The organism is Vibrio sp. 10N.261.54.A5 (assembly GCF_041471145.1).
Classification (GTDB): domain Bacteria; phylum Pseudomonadota; class Gammaproteobacteria; order Enterobacterales; family Vibrionaceae; genus Vibrio; species Vibrio crassostreae_C.
Genome location: NZ_JBFRNU010000082.1, coordinates 14,719 through 37,432 on the forward strand (window position 1 = coordinate 14,719; position 22,714 = coordinate 37,432).

20 protein-coding genes are annotated in these 22,714 nt (G+C 45.7%); 10 read left to right on the forward strand and 10 right to left on the reverse strand.

The features are described from left to right. Position 1 precedes the first annotated feature (1 nt). The 3 genes from AB4329_RS21220 to AB4329_RS21230 form a co-directional block, all read right to left on the reverse strand. Entirely contained in the window at positions 2 to 769 is a 768-nt protein-coding gene (locus tag AB4329_RS21220; protein WP_017061323.1) for a DNA-binding domain-containing protein, read from the reverse strand. After that, positions 766 to 1,626 carry a DUF692 domain-containing protein gene (locus tag AB4329_RS21225; protein WP_017061324.1) on the reverse strand — a complete coding sequence of 287 codons (861 nt, stop codon included), beginning with the start codon at positions 1,624 to 1,626 and terminating at the stop codon, positions 766 to 768. The genes AB4329_RS21220 and AB4329_RS21225 overlap by 4 nt, the downstream gene beginning before the upstream one ends. Positions 1,627 to 1,690: 64 nt before the next feature. Further along, a complete protein-coding gene (locus AB4329_RS21230) occupies positions 1,691 to 1,951 on the reverse strand; it encodes a DUF2282 domain-containing protein (protein WP_004736650.1) in 261 nt (86 codons plus the stop codon). A 264-nt stretch (positions 1,952 to 2,215) separates the two neighbouring features. Here AB4329_RS21230 and uvrD point away from each other — a divergent pair, with 264 nt between their 5' ends. Next, positions 2,216 to 4,390, forward strand: coding sequence for a DNA helicase II (gene uvrD, locus AB4329_RS21235; protein ID WP_017061325.1), 2,175 nt, complete (start codon positions 2,216 to 2,218; stop codon positions 4,388 to 4,390). 172 nt (positions 4,391 to 4,562) lie between these two features. Here uvrD and tpx read toward each other — a convergent pair whose 3' ends face one another. The 5 genes from tpx to rarD form a co-directional block, all read right to left on the reverse strand. Then, entirely contained in the window at positions 4,563 to 5,060 is a 498-nt protein-coding gene (gene tpx, locus AB4329_RS21240) for a thiol peroxidase (RefSeq protein ID WP_136977131.1), read from the reverse strand. A 784-nt stretch (positions 5,061 to 5,844) separates the two neighbouring features. Then, entirely contained in the window at positions 5,845 to 7,602 is a 1,758-nt protein-coding gene (ggt, locus tag AB4329_RS21245) for a gamma-glutamyltransferase (protein WP_372139233.1), read from the reverse strand. A gap of 91 nt (positions 7,603 to 7,693) precedes the next feature. Beyond that, positions 7,694 to 8,356 (reverse strand): LysE family translocator, encoded by a 663-nt coding sequence (locus AB4329_RS21250; protein WP_102393439.1) that lies wholly within the window; start codon positions 8,354 to 8,356, stop codon positions 7,694 to 7,696. A gap of 98 nt (positions 8,357 to 8,454) precedes the next feature. Then, on the reverse strand, positions 8,455 to 9,249 hold the full coding sequence (locus AB4329_RS21255; protein WP_102393440.1) for an AraC family transcriptional regulator: 795 nt from the start codon (positions 9,247 to 9,249) through the stop codon (positions 8,455 to 8,457). Between the two features lie 80 nt (positions 9,250 to 9,329). Next, the gene (gene rarD, locus AB4329_RS21260) at positions 9,330 to 10,244 is read right to left on the reverse strand and encodes an EamA family transporter RarD (protein ID WP_102393441.1); all 915 of its coding nucleotides are present in this window, start codon (positions 10,242 to 10,244) and stop codon (positions 9,330 to 9,332) included. 179 nt (positions 10,245 to 10,423) lie between these two features. Here rarD and recQ point away from each other — a divergent pair, with 179 nt between their 5' ends. From recQ to AB4329_RS21275, 3 genes are all read left to right on the forward strand, one after another. Next, entirely contained in the window at positions 10,424 to 12,262 is a 1,839-nt protein-coding gene (gene recQ, locus AB4329_RS21265; RefSeq protein WP_017062982.1) for an ATP-dependent DNA helicase RecQ, read from the forward strand. A gap of 49 nt (positions 12,263 to 12,311) precedes the next feature. After that, positions 12,312 to 12,623, forward strand: a complete 312-nt coding sequence (locus tag AB4329_RS21270; RefSeq protein WP_017061332.1) for a DUF3630 family protein — start codon at positions 12,312 to 12,314, stop codon at positions 12,621 to 12,623. Positions 12,624 to 12,867: 244 nt separating this feature from the next. Further along, on the forward strand, positions 12,868 to 13,539 hold the full coding sequence (locus tag AB4329_RS21275; protein ID WP_017061333.1) for a 7-cyano-7-deazaguanine/7-aminomethyl-7-deazaguanine transporter: 672 nt from the start codon (positions 12,868 to 12,870) through the stop codon (positions 13,537 to 13,539). 101 nt (positions 13,540 to 13,640) lie between these two features. Here the strand turns inward: AB4329_RS21275 and gppA are convergent, their stop codons facing one another. Both gppA and rhlB read right to left on the reverse strand, forming a co-directional pair. Then, a complete protein-coding gene (gene gppA / locus AB4329_RS21280; RefSeq protein ID WP_017062980.1) occupies positions 13,641 to 15,134 on the reverse strand; it encodes a guanosine-5'-triphosphate,3'-diphosphate diphosphatase in 1,494 nt (497 codons plus the stop codon). A gap of 6 nt (positions 15,135 to 15,140) precedes the next feature. Continuing rightward, entirely contained in the window at positions 15,141 to 16,451 is a 1,311-nt protein-coding gene (rhlB, locus tag AB4329_RS21285; protein WP_017062979.1) for an ATP-dependent RNA helicase RhlB, read from the reverse strand. 111 nt (positions 16,452 to 16,562) lie between these two features. On the opposite strand from rhlB, the gene trxA reads away from it, so the two are divergent. From trxA to fre, 6 genes are all read left to right on the forward strand, one after another. Beyond that, complete coding sequence (gene trxA, locus AB4329_RS21290) at positions 16,563 to 16,889, forward strand: thioredoxin TrxA (RefSeq protein WP_010440700.1); 327 nt, start codon at positions 16,563 to 16,565, stop codon at positions 16,887 to 16,889. 200 nt (positions 16,890 to 17,089) lie between these two features. Then, the gene (rho, locus tag AB4329_RS21295) at positions 17,090 to 18,349 is read left to right on the forward strand and encodes a transcription termination factor Rho (protein ID WP_136978253.1); all 1,260 of its coding nucleotides are present in this window, start codon (positions 17,090 to 17,092) and stop codon (positions 18,347 to 18,349) included. 110 nt (positions 18,350 to 18,459) lie between these two features. Then, complete coding sequence (locus AB4329_RS21300; RefSeq protein WP_017059249.1) at positions 18,460 to 19,455, forward strand: hypothetical protein; 996 nt, start codon at positions 18,460 to 18,462, stop codon at positions 19,453 to 19,455. Between the two features lie 99 nt (positions 19,456 to 19,554). Then, positions 19,555 to 21,396 (forward strand): 4-hydroxy-3-polyprenylbenzoate decarboxylase, encoded by a 1,842-nt coding sequence (ubiD, locus tag AB4329_RS21305; protein WP_017059250.1) that lies wholly within the window; start codon positions 19,555 to 19,557, stop codon positions 21,394 to 21,396. Next, entirely contained in the window at positions 21,393 to 21,662 is a 270-nt protein-coding gene (locus tag AB4329_RS21310; protein WP_008224727.1) for a 2Fe-2S iron-sulfur cluster-binding protein, read from the forward strand. Before ubiD ends, AB4329_RS21310 begins: the two co-directional genes overlap by 4 nt. Before the next feature lie 20 nt (positions 21,663 to 21,682). Further along, complete coding sequence (gene fre / locus AB4329_RS21315; RefSeq protein WP_372139234.1) at positions 21,683 to 22,396, forward strand: NAD(P)H-flavin reductase; 714 nt, start codon at positions 21,683 to 21,685, stop codon at positions 22,394 to 22,396. Positions 22,397 to 22,714 lie beyond the last annotated feature (318 nt).

The following is a 22,714-nucleotide window of genomic DNA, read 5'->3' on the forward strand; positions in this document are numbered from 1 at the left end:
GTTATGCCTCCAATTCGGCATTGATTGAAAAACCTGAGATGACGTTTAGCGCCATAACAGTATTCAGATGTTGTAGTAATAAAGGATCGATTGCTGAGAGTGTTCGACCTGATTGCAATTCAGTGAGGAGTTGGTGGCTCTCTTCACTCAAACTATGGCTCTCAACCTGTGAATTCTCAGCTCGGATTAACACCCCAAATTCAGCTTGGTTGATGTCTAGCCCATCAAGTTGCTGCTGATAGATGGCGTGTTCAAGCGCGATAATCGTGTAACTAGAATGAATCAGTGTTATTGAATCTTTGAGATGAAAGACTAAAGCGCCTTGTTGCTCTTGTGGTACATCTGCAAGGCAAGAAAGAGGTCTCTGGTCGACATGTGCTTGTGACGAAAACCTTACCAAGCTATCTTTCTGCCATTCATACAAAGCCACTTCACCGAGATAAGGTGCAGCCTCAATAACGGCAGGAAAGGCTTGGATAGTCTGTTCAAAGTGTTCACCGTAACCACTGACATCACCAGAGGTCGATGGATAATGTAAGACATGTTGACGAGCCATCTGTTGGAAGCACTCTTCACCAACCAACATTTCAGTGAGTGGGTAGGTTGCTGCCAGAACTTCGCTCAAGCTGATCACAAAGTTATTACGGTAAATCTGGATGCGTTGTTCATCGGTAAAATGGTCGCTCACTATGTCGCAGTACTCACCATTGTTTTGATAGCGTAGGGCGTTAGCAAACTCCAATTGAACCTCTGCTAGGGAGTGGCTCATGAGGCGCGACTCCTTTGGTTGAACTTGTCGTGTTGATACAAGATATCACTGGCTTTGGTTGCTTCAGCCAATAAAACTTGTGGCTCTGGGATATCGAGATCCCACTCAATCAAGGTATGGCGCAAACCATGTTGTGCAACCCAGTCAGTGTAGAGTTTCCACACTTCGTCACAGACAGGTTTACTGTGTGTGTCTATCCAGATCTCACCTTGTTCAAGCTTCTTTTTGGTAAAACCTGCCAAGTGAATCTCTTCAACTTTGTCTGCTGGTATTCCGTTTAAGTACTCTTCACAACTAAAGCCATGATTAAAAGATGAGACGAAAATATTATTGAAATCGAGCAGTAGGCGACACTCAGTACGCTTTTGTACCTCAGCCAAAAACTCCCACTCAGGAATAGTAGAATGCTTGAAGGATAGGTAGCTCGATGGGTTCTCAATCAACATCGGGCGTTGCAAGCTGTCTTGAACCTCGATGACATTACGACAGAAGACTTCCAATGCTTCTTCTGTGTAAGGCAGCGGTAGCAAGTCATTGAAGTAATGACCACCTGTCTGACTCCAACTGAGATGATCAGAAACCAAGAAGGGTTCGATATCATCAATGAGCTCTTTTAATTGCACAAGATGATGTTGATTGATGCGCTCAACAGAACCTAGCGACAACCCAACACCGTGACAACTGATGTTGTGTGCGTGACGAATTTCTCTGAGTTGTTGTCGTTGCGGTGATTGAGCTAAGAAGTAGTTCTCGCTGTGAACTTCTAACCAACTTACTAAGGCTGGATTTTGGCTAAAGAAGTCCAAGTGCGGTGTTCTAAGGCCAACCCCTGCGTAGGGGTGAAGAGTTTGAGTCACAACGATTCTCCTAACAAGAAGTGGAGGTGAGCTGAATGTCAGCTCACCATACTAAGCAGCTCAATTATGATGATTGAGTGTTACCACCTGATAATTTGCCACATAGCCCTTTAGGTACGACTACGAACGCATCGGATTGGTTGTCTTCTTTTGCTGTACCCGCACATGAGCTTGTTTTGGTTGCACAATCATTTTGGCCAGCTTTTGCCACGCCGTAGCATTTTTCTTTTGCTGCTGCTTCCGCAGGTGCTGATGTAAGAACTGCACCGCCGAACGCTAGTACACTTGTGATTGCAGCTGTAACAGCAAGATTAGAATTTTTCATAGTCATTCCCTCTAGGACTTAATAGTATTTTCATATCGCAGGTTAATGGATTGTTAACTTGCTTACTAAAAAGGATTGGAACAACCGGGAAATAATTTCACGGTATTATAAAAATTATCAATATTAATGATGTTTCATCTCTTAAGTTATTGAATTAATGATGTTAATTTTTGATTGTTTTTTCTTCTTATTATCCTAAACGCAGCCTAGTGTTTAGGTTATAATCAACTTTTATGTATAAATACCCAGTAGTGAGCATATCCAATGATAGATCCTTCGCTTTTACTCGATGGCCTAAACGATAAACAACGTGAGGCGGTCGCGGCACCTTTAGAAAACCTACTTATTCTGGCAGGTGCAGGCAGTGGTAAAACGCGAGTGTTGGTGCATCGTATCGCTTGGCTGCAAAGCGTAGAGCAAGCATCACCGTTCTCTATTATGTCGGTTACCTTCACCAACAAAGCGGCAGCAGAGATGCGTGGTCGTATTGAAGAGTTGATGATGGGTAGTTCGTCAGGCATGTGGAACGGCACCTTCCATGGTATCTGTCACCGCATCCTTCGTGCTCACTACCTAGATGCAAAACTGCCAGAAGATTTCCAGATCATTGATTCTGATGATCAGATTCGTTTGCTACGCCGCTTAATCAAGGCGCAAAACCTCGATGAAAAGCAGTGGCCTGCTAAGCAAGCTTCTTGGTGGATCAATGGCAAGAAAGACGAGGGGTTACGCCCAAGTCACATTGACGCCTACCATGATCCAATAACTCAAACGTGGTTAAAGATCTATTCTGCTTACCAAGAAGCATGTGACCGTGCTGGTTTGGTCGACTTTGCGGAAATCTTGCTGAGATCGCATGAACTATTACGCGATAAGAAACACATTCGAGAGCATTACCAAGCACGCTTTAAGCATATCCTTGTCGATGAATTCCAAGATACCAACAACATCCAATACGCTTGGCTTCGGATGATGGCTGGCCCAGATTGTCGCGTGATGATCGTAGGTGATGATGACCAATCTATCTATGGTTGGCGTGGTGCGAAGATCGAAAATATTCAGAAGTTCTTGGATGAATTCCCAGGAGCTTCGACGGTTCGACTTGAACAAAACTACCGTTCAACTAAAACCATTCTGCAGGCGTCGAACGAGCTTATCTCGAACAACACCGAACGTATGGGTAAAGAGCTGTGGACCGATGGTAACGATGGCGAGCCAATCTCTGTGTACTCAGCTTATAACGAGCTAGATGAAGCACGTTTCACGGTCAGCAAAATCAAAGAGTGGCAAGAGAAAGGCGGTGCGTTAGAAGATACCGCGATGCTTTATCGTAATAACGCCCAATCTCGTGTTCTTGAAGAAGCTTTGATCCAAGGTGGTCTACCTTACCGAATCTACGGCGGCATGCGATTCTTCGAGCGTCAAGAAATCAGAGACGCCTTGAGCTACATGCGCCTCATGAGCAACCGCAGTAATGATGCCGCGTTTGAACGTGTGGTTAATACGCCAACGCGTGGCTTGGGTGATAAAACGTTAGAAACGATTCGTCTTGCTGCTCGTGATCGTGGTGCAACCATGTGGGAAGCCAGTGTTGCTTTGATAGAAGAGCAAGTGCTACCCGGTCGTGCTGCGGGCGCATTAAGTCGTTTTATCGAGCTGATTAATGCGCTTGAAGATGACACGTTGGAACTTAGCCTGCATGAACAAACCGACCACGTGATTAAATCGTCGGGTCTGTTTGCTATGTACGAGCAAGAGAAGGGTGAGAAGTCGAAGGCACGTATCGAGAACTTGGAAGAATTGGTAACGGCAACGCGCCAGTTTGAAAAGCCGGAAGAAGCGGATGAGATGAGCATGCTGACGGCGTTCTTAACTCACGCAGCTTTGGAAGCGGGTGAAGGTCAGGCCGATGAGTTTGACGATGCGGTTCAGTTAATGACTTTGCACAGTGCTAAAGGCCTAGAGTTTCCAATGGTGTTCATGGTGGGTGTCGAAGAAGGCATGTTCCCAAGCCAGATGTCGGCCGAAGAAGCGGGGCGTTTAGAAGAAGAGCGTCGCCTGTGTTACGTAGGCATGACCCGTGCGATGGAGAAGCTTTACATCACTTATGCTGAGATGCGTCGTCTGTACGGTCAGGACAAATATCATAAGCCATCACGTTTTATTCGTGAGCTGCCAGAAACCTGTCTGGATGAAGTGCGTATGAAAGCGCAAGTCAGCCGCCCTGCAAGCAGTGGTCGCTTTAGCCAAACCGCTGTGAAAGAGAACTTCAATGAAACAGGCTTTAGCTTGGGCTCTCGCGTGAAGCACCCTAAGTTTGGTGAAGGCACCATCATCAACTTCGAAGGAAGTGGCCCACAAAGCCGAGTTCAAGTGGCGTTTAATGGTGAAGGGATTAAGTGGTTAGTAACGGCTTACGCGCGTTTAGAGCAGCTTTAATCTATTACTTTAATATCTAAAAAGCAGTTTGGTCTTTAAAAACCGTTCAGCATTCAAAAGTAATCCGCATTAAAAACAGAAAGAGCAGCCAATGGCTGCTCTTTTTTATTGCTCGAAACCAGTCTAAATAGGCAGGTTCCGAGCTTAAGGCATTCCTGCCTAGAAAGGAGACTTACAGTGCTGCAAGTGCCGCTTCGTAGTTTGGTTCTTCAGTGATCTCTGCAACCAACTCGCTGTGTGTTACCACACCTTTTTCATCAACAACGACAACTGCACGTGTAGTTAGGCCTGATAGCGGACCTTCAGCAATCGCTACGCCGTAGTCTGATGCGAATGTAGGAGAACGGAAAGTCGAAGCGTGTTGAACGCCTTCAATGCCTTCTAGTTCGCAGAAGCGACCCGCAGCAAATGGTAGGTCAGCAGAAATACAAACAACAACCGTGTTCTCAAGTTCTGCCGCTTTTGCGTTGAACGTACGTACGCTCGTTGCACAAGTTGCTGTGTCGATGCTTGGGAAGATGTTTAGAACCACTTTCTTGCCTTCAAGAGAAGCAAGAGTCAGTTCAGAAAGATCGCCTGCAGCAAGTGCAAAGCTTGGTGCCTGTTCGCCAGTTTGTGGGAATGTGCCAGTTAGCGGTACAGCAGCGCCTTTGAAGGTAACGTGTGACATGAATTTGTCCTTAATTTAATTATGGTTATGAAACTAGTTGAGCCTAGTAAGACTTACGTTACTCGGAAGTGGTTAAGAAGTGAATGCTTTAAATGTCCGAATTGTAATCAAAGGTCTTTGATTTACTTGATTGAGAGAGGGATAAGTGAAGCGACAGATAAAGAAAAACCCCGAGAGCTTGCGCTCATCGGGGTCTATAGTCTTACTCGCAGCAATCCGGCTACTAAGTGTGCTCCATGCATCAAATCCATGATAGTGTGCTGTTATCCTTCAGCGTATTCCTTTCGTCGCCTTCCTAGCGGTGTCCTTGATCTTATCCTGATCTGCCAACAATCCTCGTTAGCGCGCGTCACTTGTTCCTTGAGCGGTGTCCTTTACATCATCCTGATGTTCAGTCCTTTCCTCGTCCAGAGGTGTCCATTGTCTTTCCTTAGTAGCAACCATCCTAGTTACTATTGCGTCCATTCAATGTCCATTTCGCTATCCATGCCGATTATTCATCCTGAGTAATCGAATCTTCATCCTGAAGATAACCAAGTCCTTGGCGTTTCCTGTTCCGTGTCAGCATCCTTCCGACACCATTCATATTACCGATTCCTTATTTATCAGCAATGGTGCATAAGCGAATTTCTATATAATTATTTGAATGATAAATGTACGTATTGTTTAATTTCAATCGGTTACGGTTTGTGGGTGACTAATTTCGTCATCAAATATCGATATTTACTCACTGCCTTGTGAGAGATCTCGCACAAGGCTGCGAGTAAAAAGGGAGGATTATTCCCTATTGGCCAATAGCTGCACCTTCACGGCGAGGGTCTGCAGCACCTTCTAGACCATCTTTTGTGATGCGAATAGCGTGTAAACCCGAGTTAAGATCGCGAACGTTGACCTCAAATCCCATCTTTTCTAGCTCAGGTTTGAAGTTTTCCGCTGATGTTCCTTTTTCCAAATCTAAGGTACCGAAGCGATTTAGGAAGTGTGGTTGGTTGATCGCTTGTTGGATATCCATGTCCCATTGGGTGTGAGCAATGATCGCTTGTGCCACATAACCTATGATACGGCTGCCTCCCGGAGAGCCAATTGCCATGTAAGGTTTATCGTCTTGCATGATGATGGTCGGTGCCATTGAAGAACGTGGGCGCTTACCCGGTTCAAGTCGGTTCGCGATAGGTTTGCCATCGTTATGAGTCTTGAATGAGAAGTCGGTTAGTTCGTTATTGAGTAGGAAACCTCTAACCATCAAACGTGAGCCAAAGGCATTCTCAATAGTGGTAGTCATCGATACGACATTGCCATCACTATCGACAATGTTGAAGTGGCTGGTGGACGGCAACTCAATAGAAACATCTTGGCTTCTCTGCATCGCATGATCCCACGGTGGGGTGCCTGAAGGTGCGCTGTCTAATGCCTTACCTGCGGTAATTAACTGAGCACGCTCCTGCAAATAGTCAGTATTCACTAACCCTTGGGTTGGCATAGGCACATAATCTTGGTCTGCCATGTACATACCACGGTCTGCAAAGGCTAAGCGAGAAGCGTCTGCTAACACTTGCCAAGATTTTGCGTCGTTTGGCCCCCATGATTTGAGGTCAAACTGCTCAGTCATTGCAAGGATTTGTCCAACCGTTAACGCACCTGAACTTGGTGGCCCCATTCCGCAAATATCGTAGCTTTCATAAGCAGAACAAACCGGTTCGCGCTGCTTGATCGAATAGGCGTCGAAATCTTTCTGTGCCAATACGCCCGGGTTACCTTTCGCTGTTTGTACTGTGTTAATGATGTCGGCAGAAATCTCACCTTGGTAGAAAGCTTTAGCACCATCCTTCGAGATAGCGTGTAACGTTGCCGCGTATTCAGGGTTCTTAAGTTGCGTGCCAGCGGCTTTCGGGCTGCCATCGGCATTGAAGAAGTAGGCTTTAGTTGTCGCAAAGCGGCTCAGACGTTCTTGGTCGTTTTCAATCAAGGTGGCTAAACGTGGACTGATAGTAAAACCTTCTTCAGCTAACTGAGCGATAGGTTTAATCAGTGATGCCCATTCGAGCTTGCCGTATTTCTGGTGAGTGTCCCACAGCAATTGCACCGTGCCCGGCGTGGCAACAGAACGACCGCCAACCACGGCATCATAGAATTTAAGCGGTTGTCCGCTCTCATCTTGGAATAGACGTGGTGTTGCATCAAGTGGTGCGGTTTCACGACCATCGTAGGTCTTGAGCTGTTTGTCTTTGCCATCAAAATAGACAAGGAAAGCGCCGCCACCAATACCTGATGACTGAGGTTCCACCAAGCCAAGCATAAGCTGCACGGCAACCATGGCGTCAATTGCGTTACCACCACGAACAAGTACATCAGCACCGGCTTGTGTTGCAAGAGGGTTGGCTGCGGTGACCATCCAATCGTTGGCTTTAACGAGTTGTTTGGTTTCTAAACCACTACTTTGTTCGGGTGCGACGGAATCGGCAGCTTGATTTGCCCAACTGACGTGAGAGGAAAAAAGTAGGGTAGAAGTGGCGAGGGTTGTTAGTTTTGTTTTCCACTGCATGATCTTCTCCTTTTAATATGCAGAGCTAGATTGGCAGTGGAAAGATTAGATAGCCAGTGCGTTGTTAACGAATTGTAATCTTGATTCGAATTTAAGCGATTAAACCGGACAGCGACTGCCAAAGAATACTCGCGCCAATCAGGCTGAATACGACGCCACATAAGCCATCGATGTATACCGTTGCTTCGCTCAGTTTCTTCTGTAGAGCCTTAGTCGAAAGCATCCACGCCAGTAGTGAAAACCAAAACAGAGACAGACCAAACAGGATGATAAGCGCAAAACCTTTACCTGATAGAGACATGTCGGCAGGCACTAAGCTCGACATCAAGCTGATAAAGAACACCAAAGCCTTTGGGTTGAGAATATTGGTCGCAAACCCTTTCGAAAATGCCTGACGCTTGTTGGTCAAAATAAGATCTTTGGCATTGATGGTATCGTCGTCATCGTCGTGGTTCTGAATGATTTGCCAGGTTGCTTTGAGGGCACCGTAGCCTAAGTAGAGCAAGTAGCTACCGCCAGCCAATTGGATAATGGCAAATAGGGTTGGTTGCTGGTGGACTAGGTAACTGATTCCCGTCAGGCTCAGCAACGAATGCAGTAAGATCCCGCAAGATAAACCAAGCGCAATGTACAAGCCTGTTTGTCTGCCGTGGCGTGTCGCATTTTGCACGACTAACGCAAAGTCTGGGCCGGGGCTCATCAAAGCGATGAAATGGATAGAGGCGAGGGTGATCAGTATGGTGACTTCGTTCATGTCAGTTCTCAATAACGTTGCCGCTATTATTAAATAAGTAATCGTATTGAGCGTAGCTTACCGCGATTTGAAATCGAGCAATTGTAAATTATCAACACTTAGTTGATTTGTGAAGGTGGTACGCCGAATGTGGTTTTGAATGCTTTGGAGAAGTGTGCTTGATCATAGAAGCCTACTTGGTGCGCGACCTTAGTACCACAGATCCCAGATTTAATCAGGCGCATGCTCTGTTCCATACGCAAACGGCTCAGCCACGCGTAAGGGGTGATACCCATTCTGTTCTTAAAGTGGCGTTGGAATTGAGTTGTGGTTAAGCCGCACAGCTCAGACAGTTGTTCTAATCGCACTGGCTGATCCAAATTCGCCATCAAATAGTCTTTGAGTGTATCAATCGATTGATTGCCCAGTTTGATGTCACTCTTCGATCCAAATTTGGCATAACGATCGACGATCGTCGAGAATCCCTCGAATGGTAAGCAATCTTGAGCGAGTTGGCTGATGTTTTGAGTTATTAAAAGACGGTGTAGGTTACACAATTGTAAAAACGCAGCTTGATCGGAGAGGATCAACTCTGAAAAGCCTAATGTGTGACCATTTTGCTTGGGATCGGCAAGATCTTGAAACCATTGGGGAGAAACTGCAAACACGCTGACTTGATAACCTGAATCGAGTTTGGAGTGCCCATCATGCAGCTCATCAGGTGGCATGATAACAACTTGGCCAGCTCCGACATGGTGACTCGCACCTTGATAGACAAACTTTTGTTGGCCTTTTGTTATTAAGCCAATGTGAAAGTCCAAATGATAGTGGCGCTGAAAGGCAAACTCTTGGTATTGAGCTTGGATCAGGCTGATATCTTCTGTTGGGGTAGAGTAGTAGTGGACTTTATCCATGGTACAAAAAAGCTTGGTTAAATAGTCATCAATTCAACCAAGCTTATCTTCGTCACTCGCAGTTGTCTTGTAAAAAACGATCAGTTCTTTTGTTTAGCTTGTTTGTTCTTCTTGTTGTTACTCAAACCATCAAAGCTGAATACCACTAATGCCCCCCAAATAAAGGCAAAGGTAACAGCTTTGTCTGACGTAAAGGCTTCACCATAAATCAGCACGGCCAATAAGAACATTAAGCTTGGACCGATGTACTGGAAGAAACCCAGTGTCGATAGTTTTAATCGCGTAGCTGCACCCGTAAAACACAGTAAAGGGATGGTTGTAATCACACCAGCAGCAACCAGTAATAGGTTGAGCTGCATCGGGTTCATTGATAAGTCTGAGGTTGGACTATCGGCAATAAACAGTAAGTAGGTTGCGGCGAGAGGCAGCATCACCAGAGTTTCAATGAACAGACCCGTTTGTGCTTCTAAGCTGACTTTCTTACGCAGCAAGCCATAAAAGCCAAAGCTAAAGGCTAGGGCAATGGCGACGATCGGTACTGAGCCGAAGGCAATTAATTGGATTAATACGCCAATCGCAGCAAGAGCCACAGCAAACCATTGCAGCTTACGTAAGCGTTCGCCAAGGAAGAGCATCCCAAGTAACACGTTAATCAGAGGGTTGATGTAATACCCCAAACTGGCATCGAGCATGTGATTGGAATTCACCGCCCAGATAAAGATCAGCCAGTTAGCACCCACCAAAATAGACGTCGCTACCAAATAGAGCATTTTTGGTTTTGAGGTCAAGGTGTCGCGGACTTTACGCCAGCTGCGGCCAATGTGCAGTAAGAAAGCGAGTAGGAAAAAAGACCATACTACACGGTGGCTGAGGATCTCTAACGGGGAAACGTCACTTAAAGATTTGAAATATATAGGGGCGATACCCCACATTGTGTAAGCGCCGACGGCAAGCAAAACTCCTTGGCGCGTACGTTGTTGTTCTTCCTGTGTCATGCATCTTTCTCTAGCACTGAGTGCTTATTAATAAGATTTATAAGAGAGTTGGTCAGTATAGGAGCGATAACCCTTTTCACCTAACAATTTGCGGTTTAATTCGCCAGCGTTCCCCTCTACAATGTGCGACTTGCTTGCCGAAGATGCTTGCTGATTTCATACCTCGATTAGGAACCACAATGACCGCCACTCTGATTGCTGAGCAAATACCAACTCCCGCGAATGATGCGCAAACCATCTTGCAAGATGTGTTCGGCTATCAAAGCTTTCGCGATGGTCAGCAAGAGGTCATTGATTTGGCCGTTGAAGGCAAAGACAGCTTGGTGATTATGCCAACCGGTGGTGGTAAATCTCTGTGTTACCAAATTCCGGCTTTGGTTCGTGAAGGGCTGACTCTGGTTATCTCACCGCTGATCTCGTTGATGAAAGACCAAGTCGACCAATTGAAGGCCAATGGTGTTGCCGCTGAGTGTATTAACTCTTCAATGCCACGTGACCAATTGCTGAATGTGTTCAATCGTATGAACTCAGGTCAGCTGAAAATGGTGTATGTGTCACCAGAGCGTGTGTTGATGCGTGATTTTATCGAGCGTCTTCAAGGTTTACCGCTTTCGATGATTGCAGTCGATGAAGCGCACTGTATCTCTCAATGGGGTCACGACTTCCGCCCTGAATACGCATCATTAGGTCAGCTTAAACAGTATTTCCCGCATGTGCCTTACATGGCGCTCACAGCAACCGCTGATGATGCGACGCGCAAAGATATTATCTCGCGCTTACAGCTCCTGGACCCGCATACTTACTTAGGCAGCTTTGATCGCCCTAATATTCGCTACAACTTGGTTGAGAAGCACAAACCCGTGTCACAGGTGGTTCGCTACCTAGAAACACAAAAGGGCAATTGCGGCATCATCTACTGTGGTAGCCGTAAGAAAGTGGAGATGGTGACCGAGAAGCTGTGCAATAACGGTATTCGCGCCGCGGGTTATCACGCTGGTATGGACACCGATGAGCGTGCTTACGTTCAAGAAGCCTTTCAACGCGATGATATTCAGATCGTGGTCGCGACTGTTGCCTTCGGTATGGGCATCAACAAACCCAACGTACGCTTTGTGGTGCACTTTGATATCCCACGCAATATCGAGTCTTACTATCAAGAGACCGGTCGTGCAGGTCGCGATGGTTTGCCTGCTGAAGCGATGATGCTGTTTGACCCGGCTGATATGGGTTGGCTGCGTCGTATGCTAGACGAGAAAGAAGAAGGCCCACAGAAACAAGTTGAGATGCACAAGCTGAATGCGATGAGTGCCTTTGCTGAAGCGCAAACGTGTCGTCGTCAGGTTCTGCTTAACTACTTTGGTGAGTATCGCGAGAAGCAATGTGGCAACTGCGATATCTGCCTCGATCCACCTAAGCATTTTGATGCGACTAAAGAAGCGCAGAAGGCGTTGTCTTGTGTGTACCGTGTCAATCAGTCGTTTGGTATGGGCTACGTAGTCGAAGTGATGCGTGGTATGCAGAATATTCGTGTCCGTGATAATGGTCACGATAAGCTATCTACCTACGGTATTGGCCGCGATCACAGTCATGATTACTGGATCAGTATCTTCCGTCAGCTGATTCATAAAGGCTTGCTGTTCCAGAACATCACTCGTAACTCAACTTTACAGCTAACAGAAGAAGCCCGCCCGCTGCTGCGCGGTGAGATGTCTTTGGAATTGGCTGTTCCTCGTTTAGATACAGCGGTGCGTAATGCTAAGTCCGATAAGTTAAGCAGCAAGAATTACGATAAGAAGCTGTTTGCGAAACTGCGTAAGCTGCGTAAGTCGATTGCTGATGAAGATGGCTTGCCACCATATGTGGTATTCAGCGACGCGACCTTGATTGATATGGCTGAAATACTACCTACTTCATACGGAGAAATGCTGGCAGTCAACGGTGTCGGTCAACGTAAACTGGATAAGTACGCAGACCCATTCCTAGATCTGATTCAAGAACACATCACCACACACGGCTAGTTTGCGAGAAACGTCTAACTAATAGAAAAAGAATAAGGTTAATAGGGACATGACAACACAAACAGAATTTGGCTTAAGAGAGTATCTGGCTGAGGAAGGGCGTTTATTGATTACGTCTCCAAGTTTTGATTTTGATTCTTATGAAGTGTTAGGTGAAAAGCTGGTGGCATTGCTGTCAGCGTCTGTTGTTGAAAAACAATGGGACGCCGATATGCACTCTTGGTTGATTGATTTTGAAGATTGTCGAATGTTCTTAAAGTCTGAGCATTACAGTGAATCAATTTGGTTTGAGTCGTTAAACGCGGAAGAAAGCCGAGAAGAGTTTGATTATCTCGCGACGCTTTTCAAGCGCGGTTTTTAACTTTAGGCATAGCTTCTAAAGCACAGCTTCTAGCGCTATTCACCAATAAAAGTGAGGATAAACGTTTGCGTTTGTTCTCACCATTGCAGCCAATATTGATTAATGTATAATCGCCCGCCGCTCAATAGAGCAAATTATAGAAACATTTTTAATTCACATTATTGGTAAGAGCTTTCTTGGATTATTCGAAGAAATGACTCGATTTGGGTTCCCTCACCCCCAAACCAAACTAAAAAGGTACAGCATGAGTAACTTTACCCCTGCGCAACAGCGCAAAGCCCTAGCACTATTAGTTTTGTTCCATTTGGTGATTATTGCGTCAAGCAACTATCTGGTTCAGCTACCTTTTACCGTCTTCGGTATGCACACCACTTGGGGTGCTTTCACTTTCCCGTTTATCTTCCTAGCGACCGATCTGACCGTACGCATTTTTGGCGCGCAGCTTGCCCGTAAAATTATTTTCTTAGTGATGTTACCAGCGCTGGCCGTTTCTTATTTCTTGTCAGTGGTGTTCTTTGAAGGTTCATTCCAAGGCTTTAGCCAATTAGGTGAGTTCAACTTGTTTGTTGCTCGTATCGCCGCGGCGAGCTTCATGGCTTATTTACTGGGTCAGATCTTAGATGTGCATGTTTTCAACCGTCTGCGTCAGCTTAAACAGTGGTGGGTTGCCCCAACATGTTCAACGCTATTCGGTAATGCCATTGATACAATCGCTTTCTTTGCGATTGCTTTCTATCAAAGCCCAGATCCATTTATGGCCGAGCATTGGACTGAGATTGCTTTAGTCGATTACGGATTCAAACTTATCATCAGCCTAGGCTTGTTCGTGCCTATGTACGGCGTGCTTCTTAACTACATTGTTAGAAAGCTAACCGCAGTGAACCCTGACTTTAAAGCGACAGGCGTGAACGCTTAAGTTTGAGATTTGTAACACAAAGCATTAATGCAGCGATAAGAAAAAGCCCAAGTTAGTCTATTAACTTGGGCTTTTTTAATTTCTAGCGTCAGATACTAATATCAGAGGCATTTAATATTCAATGGCCAGCCAATATCGGTTTGTCTATTCGACTCGATCTCTAGCTCTGCAGCGGTCAGCGGATTGTCAGCTAACCATTGCTTAGAAAGCGTTAGGGTTAGATTGTTGTCATTCGTCGTCAGTTTGAACTCAGGCTCTAGCGCTGGGTTACGACGGTGGGTCAGCAAAATAGCTAAACGCAGAATACGTAAAATACGCTTGCTACTGGTTCCTGAGATAGCGTGTTGCTCTGGTAATGAGGTTAACTGTTCACGGTAGCGACGAGTTAACTCACCCAAGTAGTGCTTTTGCGCTCGAGTAAAGCCAGGTAGGTCTAAGTTCTGCAGCAGATAAGCGCTGTGCTCACCGCCTTTTTTGAAATCGATGGTTAAACCAATCTCGTGAAGCTTAGCTGCCGTTTGCAATAGCACACCAGCTTGAGGTTCTGAAACCCACGCTTCGGCGCCCGCTTGGTCTAGCAGCGTTTGTGCGACTACTGCTACTTGTTCACCGTAGCTTACGTCCATTTGGTAGCGTGATTGAACACTCTTAATGGTACGCGCTCGGATATCTTCTTGGCGTAGCTCATCAACCATCTCGTAGGCTAGGCCTTCACGGAGTGCGCCGCCTGCGAGTGTCATTGAATCTATTTCAAGCAGCTCAAAAATAGCAATAAGAATAGAAAGGCCACTCGGGAACACTAATGCGCGTTCAAGGGTAAGTCCTTCGATTTCTAGCTCTTCCAAGCGCTCAGTAATCATCGCTTGTTTCTGTAGACGCTTAAGTTTGGCATGAGTAATCACTTCATCCATGCCTTGCGCCAACATGATCTCTTGCAGTGCTTGAACGGTACCGCTGGCGCCCACACACACATCCCATCCGATATCAGTGTAGCTATCTAGGATAGGAGCCAACGTCGACTTCGCCGCTTCAATGGCGTTGTTAAAGTTGGTAGCGGTTAATTGGCGGTTTTTAAAGTGGCGCTCAAGCCAAGTAACACAGCCCATCTTTAGGCTGGTTAGGGCTTTCGCTGAGAAGCCTTCACCAATGATCATCTCGGTGCTTGCGCCACCAATATCAACAACCAGTCGGCGGCCGCTGCCACCAGAAGTGTGTGCTACGCCTTTATAGATAGTCGCAGCTTCTTCTTCTCCGGAGATAACATTGATGTCGTAACCAAGGATCTGGTTCGCTTTCTCTAGAAATATATCCACATTGATAGCAGTACGTAGGGTCGCTGTACCGACAATGCGGATATTTTCTTTCGGAATATCTTGCAGTCGCTCTGCAAAGAGACTCAAACAGTCCCAACCGCGCTGCATGGCTTCTGTACTAAGCGCATTATTTTCATCTAAGCCTGCAGCTAAACGCACTTTGCGCTTAATTTTAGCCATGGTTTGTACGCTGCCATCGATATGACGCACAACGAGCATATGAAAACTGTTCGACCCGAGGTCGATTGCAGCGTAAAGCGGGGGTGACACTGTTTGACTCATAAGCGACTAAGCTTCCTTGTTATGACGCGGTTGGCGTGGGCGACGGTTCTGGTTTGGTTTACGGTTCCCGTTGCGTGGGCCATTGTTGTTTGAGCGGCGTTGTTGCGGGTTACGTGTACGTAAGCGCAATGGTGCTGGTAGATCTTCTAGCAGTGCAGAAGCATCGTAGTCAGACACAGGGATCGCGTGCTCAATGTATTCTTCGATTGGTGGCAAGTTGATTGCGTAATCTTCACAAGCAAAGCTGATCGAGTGACCACTTGCACCAGCACGACCTGTACGGCCGATACGGTGAACGTAATCTTCACAGTCATCAGGTAGGTCGAAGTTGAATACGTGTGTTACTTGAGGAATGTGTAGACCACGTGCTGCAACGTCGGTTGCGACAAGCAGGTCAACATCACCTTTAGTGAATTGCTCAAGAATCTTTTCACGTTTCTTCTGAGGAACATCGCCAGTTAGCAGGCCAACACGGTGACCATCTGCAGCTAGGTGACCCCAAACAGACTCACATTTGTGCTTAGTGTTAGCGAAGATGATAGCGCGCTCTGGCCACTCTTCTTCAACTAGAGTCTGCAGCAGTGCCATTTTGTGTTCGTTTGATGGGTAGAACAGCTCTTCCTGAATGCGGTGACCTGTTTTACGCTCTGGCTCAACAACAACATGCTCTGGGTTGTGCATGTGTTCGAACGCTAGCTCTTGTACGCGGTAAGACAATGTCGCAGAGAACAGCATGTTCAGGCGATCTTTTGGCTCAGGCATACGGCGGAACAAGAAGCGGATGTCTTTGATGAAACCAAGATCGAACATGCGATCAGCTTCGTCAAGAACAACAGCTTGAATGTGGTTAAGGTTAAATACCTTCTGCTTGTAGAAATCGATGATGCGGCCAGTCGTACCAATTAAGATATCTGCGCCTTCTTCGATTTTACCTAGTTGCTTGTCGTAGCTTTCGCCACCGTAAGCAAGTGCTGCCTTGATACCTGTGCTTTCAACCAGAGAGTCAGCATCGTTGTAGATCTGAATCGCGAGTTCACGCGTTGGTGCCATAATAATCGCACGTGGCTGGTTAGGCTTACGCCCTTCATGCTCAGATGTTTTTAGCAGGTGGTTAAAAGTAGCAGTAAGAAACGCAAGCGTTTTACCAGTACCCGTTTGGGCCTGGCCTGCAATGTCTTGGCCGGTGAGCAGTACCGGGAGCGCCAAGGCTTGGATAGGGGTACAATAATCGAACCCTTTTTTCTCCAATCCTTCAATGACTTGCGGAAGTAAATCCAAGTCGGCGAACTTTTGCTCTGTGATATGCGTCTTTTTCATTGCTATAGAATATCAGCTTAAGCTTGCAATACGAAAGTAAATACATTCCAATAGGGCATCTATTTACTGGTTATCATCCAACCAGTTCTAAAAAATACATTGGAGTGGAAGATGAGTGATAAGATTTTGCAGCTAACTGATGACGGTTTTGATAACGATGTAATCAATGCTGCAGGCCCTGTTCTTGTTGATTTTTGGGCAGAATGGTGTGGTCCATGTAAAATGATTGCGCCGATTCTTGATGAAATCGCAGACGAGTACGAAGGCAAGCTCACAATCGGTAAATTAAATATCGACCAAAATGCTGGTACTCCACCAAAGTTTGGTATTCGCGGTATTCCAACGCTACTTCTTTTCAAAGATGGCGGCGTAGCAGCGACTAAAGTTGGTGCATTATCTAAAACTCAACTTAAAGAGTTCTTAGACGCTAACCTTTAATCAGGTCAGCATTTGAAAAGAAACCGTGCAGTTAACAAATGCGCGGTTTTGTTTTTTCTAAGCTATGGACTAGTCTTAGTTTTAGTGCTAATTTATCGCACGTTAATTGAACGAATTTCTCTTCTTGGTCGATCCTGTGACCAAATCCTTCTTAACTTAAGAAAACAGATCCTATTTTGACTAAACAAACTTCCACCACTATGAATCTTACTGAACTGAAGAACAGACCTGTGTCTGAGCTTGTTAAACTTAGCGAAAGCTTAGGTCTTGAAAATCAAGCTCGCCTAAGAAAACAAGACATTATCTTCTCCATCCTTAAAGCGCATGCAAAAAGTGGTGAAGACATCTTTGGTGATGGTGTTCTAGAAATTCTTCAAGACGGTTTTGGTTTCCTACGTAGCGCCGACAGTTCATACCTGGCTGGCCCAGATGATATCTACGTATCACCAAGCCAAATTCGTCGTTTTAACCTACGTACAGGTGACTCTATTGGCGGTAAAATCCGTCCACCTAAAGACGGTGAGCGTTACTTTGCACTGCTTAAAGTAAACACGGTTAACTACGACAAGCCAGACAACGCACGTAACAAGATTCTTTTCGAAAACCTTACTCCTCTTCACGCTAACGAACGTATGGTGATGGAAGCGGGTAATGGTGCGACTGAAGATATTACGGCTCGTATTCTTGACCTTGCATCTCCAATTGGTAAAGGTCAGCGTGGTCTGATTGTTGCTCCGCCTAAAGCGGGTAAGACAATGCTTCTGCAAAACATTGCTCAAAGCATTGCACGTAACCATCCTGAGTGTGAACTAATGGTTCTACTTATCGATGAGCGTCCAGAAGAAGTAACAGAAATGCAGCGTCTAGTTAAAGGCGAAGTAGTTGCTTCAACATTCGATGAGCCAGCATCTCGCCACGTACAAGTTGCAGAAATGGTTATCGAGAAAGCGAAGCGCCTTGTTGAACACAAGAAAGATGTAGTTATCCTACTGGATTCTATTACTCGTCTAGCTCGTGCTTACAACACTGTGATTCCTTCATCAGGTAAAGTTCTTACTGGTGGTGTTGATGCGAATGCTCTACATCGTCCAAAGCGTTTCTTCGGTGCGGCACGTAACGTAGAAGAAGGCGGTAGCTTAACGATCATCGCAACAGCACTGGTTGATACTGGTTCTAAGATGGATGAAGTAATCTACGAAGAATTCAAAGGTACAGGTAACATGGAACTGCACCTTAACCGTAAGATTGCTGAAAAGCGCGTATTCCCAGCGATTGATTTCAACCGCTCTGGTACTCGTCGTGAAGAGCTTCTTACTAAGCCTGATGAACTACAGAAGATGTGGATCCTGCGTAAGATTGTTCACCCTATGGGCGAAACTGATGCAATGGAATTCCTTATCGACAAGTTAGCAATGACTAAAACGAACGATGAGTTCTTTGACGCAATGCGTCGTCAGTAGTCTTGATTAGCTGATAGTTATTAAAAAGCGCTGCCTTCGGGTGGCGCTTTTTATTTGCATTTTATAGCGACAGCTTGCAGAATGAGCAAAAGTGTTAAAAGGAAGTTAAAATGCAACATGGACTGTTGTCATCATTACTCCTGTCTACTTCACTGTTATTTTCACCGGTTGGTATGAGCTATGCTACCGAGATGTCTCCACTTACAGTAGAGTCTTGGCTTGAGAATGATCAAGTAAAACTGAAAACTGCTGAACTACTAGAGCTTGTCGTACGTGACGAAGTCAATTCGCTACGCTTTGCGCTTGAGCGCCTGACATTTCCTCAGCAAGAGGTGGCTCGTTACCAACTCTTGAAGAAGCTTGAACAGCAAAAAATCGTACTCACACCCAAGATGTCTATCTTCATCGAGCAGCAACTTGCTATCACGCCCACTTATCAAGTCTTAGAGCGTGGAGATGGCTATGAGTTTACGGTACCTGCCTTTAATTACCCTTCAATTGCTAATCGCCTTATCAAACAATGGCGTCAAGATCAGAAGACATTGGTATTTGTGCTAGATGCAGAGAAACAGGAACTCGACCTAAAAGAGTGGTTATCTGGATCTGAACATCAAGTTCAAACGCGAGAAGCGTTGCTCATTAGAGAGCTAGACAGTTTGTCTCCTGAAGCGGTTGATTACCTAACTAAGCAACTCACCGCATCTTCTATTGTTAGTTGGTTACCTTCTACTGAGGTGGTGGTTCGATTAGCGCAAGTGAGCGAAGACCCAGAGGTTTACAAAATTCTATGGCGAATGAAGGCCGATTATCATAGCCAAGCTGAGCTAGTTCGCCTTGCTGAAACCAAACAAACGTTCGCGCTTGAACAGGTGATGGCAGCGACTAAGAACCCGCGTTTGAAAGATGAAGCGATTACTTTGCTTACCAAAGTTAACCCGTTATCAGAAGAGGTGAAGCTGTTCCTTGTCTCTAGGATGGCGATTGCTGATGAAGCACCATTAGTTGCGCGTGAACTCGCCAAACAAGGTCATACGCGATGGTTGCAAGATCTCGTCAATGATAACCCTCAGGTGAAGAGTTCTTTGATCGAGCAAGCATTACCGTAAAGTGGATTTTGCCTCTCAATAACCACACTAAAAAGGGGGGACCTCAGCGTCACCCTTTTTGATATACTGAGCGCAGAATAATCAGCATGTAGAAGTCCTATGAGTTTTAAAGATTTACGTGATTTTATCGACCATCTTGAAAGTATTGGTCAGTTGAAACGCATTTCTCACCCAGTCGATCCAGACTACGAAATGACCGAGATTAGCGACCGTACTCTACGTGCTGGTGGCCCGGCTCTTTTGTTTGAAAATCCAGTAGGCTATGACATGCCCGTTTTGACCAATCTATTTGGTACACCTAATCGGGTTGCTATTGGTATGGGACGTCAAGAAGTCAAAGAACTGCGTGAAGTGGGCAAGTTGCTTGCTTACCTAAAAGAACCTGAGCCACCAAAAGGCTTTAAAGACGCTCTTGATAAACTACCTGTGTTTAAGCAAGTCTTAAACATGCCAGCTAAACGCCTTCGCAAAGCGGCTTGCCAACAAGTGGTATGGCAAGGCGATGACGTCGACCTAGATAAAATCCCTGTGATGAGCTGTTGGGCTGATGATGTCGCGCCATTGCTAACATGGGGTTTAACGGTTACTCGTGGTCCAAACAAGAAACGCCAAAACTTAGGTATCTATCGTCAGCAGAAGATCGGCAAGAATAAAATCATCATGCGTTGGTTAGCCCACCGTGGTGGAGCATTGGATCTGCGTGATTGGATGGAAACTAACCCTGGGAAACCATTCCCAGTATCGGTAGCGTTTGGTGCTGATCCTGCCACCATTCTTGGTGCGGTTACGCCAGTGCCGGATAGTTTATCTGAGTACGCGTTTGCAGGCTTACTACGTGGTAGTAAAACTGAGGTCGTTAAATCAATCAGCAACGACTTAGAAGTTCCCGCAAGTGCAGAAATCGTGATGGAAGGTTACATCGACCCGAATGAATTCGCAGATGAAGGGCCTTACGGAGATCATACTGGTTACTACAACGAGAAAGAAAAGCACCATGTGTTTACTATTACTCATGTAACCATGCGCGAGAACCCTATCTATCACAGCACCTATACTGGCCGTCCACCTGATGAGCCAGCGGTATTGGGTGTTGCGCTAAATGAAGTGTTTGTGCCTATTCTTCAAAAGCAGTTCCCAGAGATTGAAGATTTCTATCTACCGCCTGAAGGTTGTTCGTACCGAATGGCAGTCGTGACCATGAAGAAGCAATACCCAGGTCACGCTAAGCGAGTGATGATGGGTGTATGGTCTTTCTTACGCCAATTCATGTACACCAAATTTGTATTGGTGTGTGATGAAGATGTGAATGCACGTGATTGGTCTCAAGTAACCGCAGCGATGTGCGAACATATGGATCCGTCACGCGATAGCCTGATGATAGAGAACACGCCGATCGATTCATTGGATTTTGCCTCACCCGTGGTTGGGTTAGGTTCTAAGATGGGTCTAGATATTACTAAGAAGTGGGACGCAGAGTTAGCGTTATCGCCAGATGTCCAAACAGCACCTGTAAATAGTGAACATATTGAGGGTAGCTTGGCTGAGTTAACCAAGGTTCATCCTGAAATTATTGATGTTCACCTGCAAAACGACAATGCCAGCATGGTTGTGGTGTCTATTGATAAGCAAGCTGCCGGTAATGGTAAGAAAATCATGGAAGCGGTTTGGTCTCAATTTGATGAGAACAAGTTTGTTATCGTGTGTGATGGCGATGTCAATGTGAGTGATTGGAATGACATCATTTGGGCTGTAACGACAAGAATGGATCCGGCGAGAGATACGTTATTCCTGCAGAACGAAACTGGACACTCAAAAATGGGTCTCGATGCGACCAATAAGTGGGAAGGTGAATGCCTGCGTGAGTGGGGTGTACCAATCACAAAAGATCCTGATGTTGTGAAAAAGATTGATAGCATCTGGGAACAGCTAGGAATTTCATGAGCTACCAAGTAGTCTTATACCCAGAAAACATCAGTTTCACAGTAGAAAAAGGGCAAACGGTCTTGGATGCTGCGCTCAACAGCGATATCTATTTCCCAAACCGTTGCCAAGTTGGCGCATGCGCAATGTGTATGTGCAAAAAATTAGAAGGGCAAGTGAGTTACCACCTTGAACCCATGCTCACAGAGAAAGAGCAGCAACAAGGCTGGATTTTTGCTTGCCAAGCATTTGCAGAAAGTAATTTAGTTCTAACCTTTGCCGATTAAGGGTTAGTAAGAGGAAGAACATGACTATTAAATGTAAAGTGAAGTCTATCGAGCCTTTGGCTTGTAATACTTACCAAATCCTACTTCACCCAGAAACACCGGTCGCTTTTAAAGCGGGCCAGTACCTGATGGTTGAAATGGGCGAGAAAGATAAGCGCCCATTCTCTATCGCAAGTAGCCCTTGCCGCCACGAAGGTGAGCTTGAGCTGCACATTGGTGCTGCCGAGCACAACGCTTACGCACTAGAAGTGGTTGAAGCGATGAAGAAGGCACAAGCTGAAGATGGCGATATTGCGATTGATGCTCCACACGGAGATGCTTGGATCAAAGAAGAAAGCGATCGCCCTCTATTACTTATTGCTGGTGGCACGGGTTTCAGCTACGTGCGCTCTATTCTTGATCACTGCATCGCGCAAAATAGCTCGAAAGAGATCTACCTATACTGGGGCGCAAAAGATGAGTGCCAGTTATATGCTAAAAAAGAGTTGGTTGGCATTGCAGAAAAGCATAGCAATGTGCACTTTGTACCGGTAGTAGAAGAAGCACCGGAAGTTTGGCATGGCCAAACAGGTAATGTGCTTGAGGCTGTTATGCAAAGTTTCGAATCATTAGCTGATTTCGATATCTATATTGCAGGTCGTTTTGAAATGGCGGGCGCTGCAAGAGACCTATTTACTCAGAATAAAGAAGCAAAGCGTGACCATATGTACGCTGATGCTTACGCATTTATCTAACAATACCCTTAGATTTTGAGCAAAAAGAGAGCAGAAATGCTCTCTTTTTTACGTTTAGGTGAACTATTAGGCAGTTAACCCCTATTTATTCATTTTTCATGAAAAAGTAGTTGCTAAGCTGAGAGGGTTCCCTATAATGCGACACCACTGAGACGGCAGACGCCACAAGGCTTCAGCAAGAATCAGTAAGACGGAAAGCGACAAAAAATTAATTTTCAAAAAGTGTTTGACACTGAATGTTAATTCGCTAGAATGGCCGTCCACTTCGAGAGGCTCCTTACTTAAAAGGAACGCTCAAGAAGCAAAGCTCTTTAACAA

What these genes read in the sequence shown, in the direction of transcription:
- AB4329_RS21250 (WP_102393439.1), bottom strand. Translation starts at nt 8,356, where the DNA reads ATGAACGAAGTCACCATACTGATCACCCTCGCCTCTATCCATTTCATC.
- AB4329_RS21275 (WP_017061333.1), top strand. Translation starts at nt 12,868, where the DNA reads ATGAGTAACTTTACCCCTGCGCAACAGCGCAAAGCCCTAGCACTATTA.
- gppA (WP_017062980.1), bottom strand. Translation starts at nt 15,134, where the DNA reads ATGAGTCAAACAGTGTCACCCCCGCTTTACGCTGCAATCGACCTCGGG.
- AB4329_RS21300 (WP_017059249.1), top strand. Translation starts at nt 18,460, where the DNA reads ATGCAACATGGACTGTTGTCATCATTACTCCTGTCTACTTCACTGTTA.
- AB4329_RS21220 (WP_017061323.1), bottom strand. Translation starts at nt 769, where the DNA reads ATGAGCCACTCCCTAGCAGAGGTTCAATTGGAGTTTGCTAACGCCCTA.
- AB4329_RS21270 (WP_017061332.1), top strand. Translation starts at nt 12,312, where the DNA reads ATGACAACACAAACAGAATTTGGCTTAAGAGAGTATCTGGCTGAGGAA.
- recQ (WP_017062982.1), top strand. Translation starts at nt 10,424, where the DNA reads ATGACCGCCACTCTGATTGCTGAGCAAATACCAACTCCCGCGAATGAT.
- ubiD (WP_017059250.1), top strand. Translation starts at nt 19,555, where the DNA reads ATGAGTTTTAAAGATTTACGTGATTTTATCGACCATCTTGAAAGTATT.
- tpx (WP_136977131.1), bottom strand. Translation starts at nt 5,060, where the DNA reads ATGTCACACGTTACCTTCAAAGGCGCTGCTGTACCGCTAACTGGCACA.
- rho (WP_136978253.1), top strand. Translation starts at nt 17,090, where the DNA reads ATGAATCTTACTGAACTGAAGAACAGACCTGTGTCTGAGCTTGTTAAA.
- AB4329_RS21310 (WP_008224727.1), top strand. Translation starts at nt 21,393, where the DNA reads ATGAGCTACCAAGTAGTCTTATACCCAGAAAACATCAGTTTCACAGTA.
- rhlB (WP_017062979.1), bottom strand. Translation starts at nt 16,451, where the DNA reads ATGAAAAAGACGCATATCACAGAGCAAAAGTTCGCCGACTTGGATTTA.
- AB4329_RS21230 (WP_004736650.1), bottom strand. Translation starts at nt 1,951, where the DNA reads ATGAAAAATTCTAATCTTGCTGTTACAGCTGCAATCACAAGTGTACTA.
- ggt (WP_372139233.1), bottom strand. Translation starts at nt 7,602, where the DNA reads ATGCAGTGGAAAACAAAACTAACAACCCTCGCCACTTCTACCCTACTT.
- uvrD (WP_017061325.1), top strand. Translation starts at nt 2,216, where the DNA reads ATGATAGATCCTTCGCTTTTACTCGATGGCCTAAACGATAAACAACGT.
- AB4329_RS21255 (WP_102393440.1), bottom strand. Translation starts at nt 9,249, where the DNA reads ATGGATAAAGTCCACTACTACTCTACCCCAACAGAAGATATCAGCCTG.
- fre (WP_372139234.1), top strand. Translation starts at nt 21,683, where the DNA reads ATGACTATTAAATGTAAAGTGAAGTCTATCGAGCCTTTGGCTTGTAAT.
- rarD (WP_102393441.1), bottom strand. Translation starts at nt 10,244, where the DNA reads ATGACACAGGAAGAACAACAACGTACGCGCCAAGGAGTTTTGCTTGCC.
- trxA (WP_010440700.1), top strand. Translation starts at nt 16,563, where the DNA reads ATGAGTGATAAGATTTTGCAGCTAACTGATGACGGTTTTGATAACGAT.